The sequence below is a fragment of the Prosthecobacter sp. genome (genome assembly GCF_044373815.1).
GTDB lineage: Bacteria > Verrucomicrobiota > Verrucomicrobiia > Verrucomicrobiales > Verrucomicrobiaceae > Prosthecobacter.
Window position 1 is genome coordinate 1 of the sequence record NZ_JBIPNG010000658.1, and the last position, 2,915, is coordinate 2,915.

Genomic DNA, 2,915 nt, shown 5'->3' on the forward strand with positions numbered 1-2,915 from the left:
GGGCAGGGTGTCAAGATGACGAAAGTGGCGAGACAGCCTGCTTGCGGCGGCGGGATGACACGCCATAGATGCGCCCCACACCATGTCCTCCATTTTCGAACTCTTCTCTCTTCAAGGCAAAACGGCTGTCGTGATCGGCGGCACAGGCGAACTCTGCGGCGCCATCGCAGAAGGCTACGCATCTGCGGGTGCGGAGGTCGTGCTCGTTGGGCGGGATCAGACGAAGGCCGACAAGCGTCTTGAGACCATTCAAGCTGCAGGCGGACAAGCCTACTTCGTATCCGCAGATGCCAGCCGCAAAGCCGACCTGCAAATTTTGCTCGATCAGGTGCTGGAGCGCTCCGGCGGCTGCCACATTCTGATCAATGGTGCCGGCGTGAATTCTGCAACGCCGTTCCTCGATATTCCAGAAGATGAATATGACCGGATCATGAACATCAACACCAAGGGCGTGTTCCTGGCCTGCCAGGTGTTTGGCAAATACTTCGTGGATAACAAGATCCCGGCCTCCATCATCAATCTGGGCTCCATGTCCGGCCTGCTGCCGCTGAGCCGTGTGTTCACGTACTCCATGTCCAAAGGTGCGGTGCACAATCTCAGCAAGAACCTTGCGCGTGAATGGGCTCCTCTTGGCATTCGCGTGAACACCTTGGTACCCGGCTTCTTTCCTGCCGAGCAGAACAAGAAAGTGCTCACGCCTGACCGCGTGGCGAAGATCATGGGCCATACGCCGATGAACCGCTTTGGCGAAGCCAAGGAACTCGTCGCTGCGGCTTTGCTGCTCGCAGGTGCAGGCAGTTCCTTCATCACCGGCCACGAGATGGTGGTGGATGGCGGGTATTCGTCGCAGACGATCTGATGGGCGCGGCAGGGCTTGTTGCAGAGGCTGCTGGTGATCGCTCGGTGTGGCGGGGTGCTGGGTTTGCTTTCCGATCTGCTGCGAGGTGACCCAGGGTCGCCTCGCTGAGGCTCGGCTGACCCTAGGCTGTGATCCGCAGCCCCTTTGGGGCTGGTGTGGAGCGGAGCTTCGTTGAGAAAGATTGAGCTATGTTTTTACGGAGCGTTCGTCCCGGTCGGCGCAGCACTGCGGTCCACAGCCGTTTTATTTCTTCGACTCGACTGATAAAAACCTCAGAATCGGCTCGTAAAATCCAGTGGTAAGACCTCTAACCACATGGCTTTTTCATCCATCAAACCGCAGCGCAGCCTTGTTGAAGAGGTGTGTGCACGCATTGCATCTGAAATTCGGGACGAAGGCGGCGGGGGGAATGGGTGGCTGCCGCCGGAGAGGGATCTGGCGCTGAAACTGGGCGTAAGTAGGCCCGTGGTGCGGGAGGCGACGAAGCGGCTGGAGTTGCAAGGGCTGCTGGAGGTGAAGCATGGTGTCGGCACGAAGGTGGTGGACAAGCTGCACAAGCCACTGAACGGCTCGCTGGCATTGCTGATTCCCGATGACAAGGAGCGGCTGCGGCAGCTCATTCAGGTGCGTTTCATGCTGGAACCGGAGAATGCACGACTCGCTGCCACGAATGCCACTGTGATGCAAATTCGCAGGCTGCGGGCGGCTTTGCAGGAGCTGGAGGAAACGACGGATTTTGAGACTGCGGTGGAGGCTGATATGGCGTTCCATCGGGAACTGGCGGCGGCTTCGGGGAATCAGATTGCCAACCTGCTGCTGCATTCGCTCGCCGAATTGATTCAGACGAGCCTCCAGCATGGTTACAGCCGCACCACGACTGACAATGCCGTGCGCCAGCATGCTGCGGTGTTGAACGCCATCGAGAAACGAGACCCCGCCGCCGCTGCGAAAGCGATGCGTGAACATTTGATCACCGCCGAGGCAGATCTGGCCCTGCCTGAAGACAAGAAAGCCGCCTGAGAATGAAACCACTTCCTTACTTTTTTTTGCTCCTCGCGAGCACAAGCGCCCTCTCCGCCGAAACGGATGCAGCCAAGCTGTTTCATGAGCAGGTGGCACCGATCCTGGTGAAGAACTGCGTCGAATGCCACAATGACGTGACGACCAAGGGAGGCCTGAACATGAGCACGCTGGCGGATGTGCTCAAAGGTGGTGACGACGGAGCAGCCTTGGTTCCGGGCAAAGCTGCGGAGTCAGTGCTCTACACGATGATCGTGCCGGAGAGCGCAGGCGAGAAAGCGGAGATGCCGAAGAAGAAGCCTGCGCTCTCCACTACCGAAACCGACCTGATTAAACGCTGGATCGACATGGGCGCGGCGTGGCCGCAGGAAATCGTGCTCAAGGAGAAACCGAAGGGCGATGTGACGCACTGGTCGCTGCTGCCGCTGAAATCATCGAAGCTTGCATCCATCGACGAGTTTATTGCTGAAAAGCTGAAGGAGAAAAACCTCACGATGAATCCACCTGCGGATGCCCGCACGTTCATCCGCCGCGCCAGTTTTGATCTGACGGGACTGCCGCCGACGCCGGAAGAAGCGACCGCATTTGAAAAGGACTTTGGCAGGGATCAAACAGCGGCTGTTAAGAGCTTGATCGACCGCTTGCTGGCCTCACCACGTTATGGGGAGCGCTGGGCGCGGCACTGGCTGGATGTGGTGCGCTTTGCGGAAAGCCATGGCTTTGAAATGAACCGCGTGCGACCCAATGCGTGGCCGTATCGAGATTTTGTCATTCGCGCCTTCAATGAAGACAAGCCGTATGACCAGTTTGTGCGTGAGCAGATCGCTGGGGACCAGCTTGGCAGGGATGAAGGCACGGGATTTCTTGTGGCCGGTTCCTGGGATCAGGTGAAGGGACAGGACCCGGTGCTGCGGGCGAATCAACGGGCAGATGAAATGCATGACCTCGTCAGCACAACGGGCAGCACCTTCCTCGGGCTCACGATCGGCTGCGCGCGCTGCCATGATCACAAGTTCGATCCAATTTTGCAGACCGA

At 58.5% G+C, this 2,915-nt stretch carries 3 protein-coding genes; all 3 read left to right on the forward strand.

What is annotated here, in order from left to right; genetic code table 11:
• Positions 1 to 82 precede the first annotated feature (82 nt).
• Entirely contained in the window at positions 83 to 859 is a 777-nt protein-coding gene (locus ACIREA_RS29850; RefSeq protein ID WP_397385966.1) for an SDR family oxidoreductase, read from the forward strand.
• A gap of 315 nt (positions 860 to 1,174) precedes the next feature.
• Positions 1,175 to 1,879, forward strand: a complete 705-nt coding sequence (locus ACIREA_RS29855; RefSeq protein WP_397385967.1) for a FadR/GntR family transcriptional regulator — start codon at positions 1,175 to 1,177, stop codon at positions 1,877 to 1,879.
• 2 nt (positions 1,880 to 1,881) lie between these two features.
• Positions 1,882 to 2,915, forward strand: a 1,034-nt coding sequence (locus ACIREA_RS29860) for a DUF1549 domain-containing protein (protein WP_397385968.1), incomplete at its 3' end; no start/stop codon positions are given.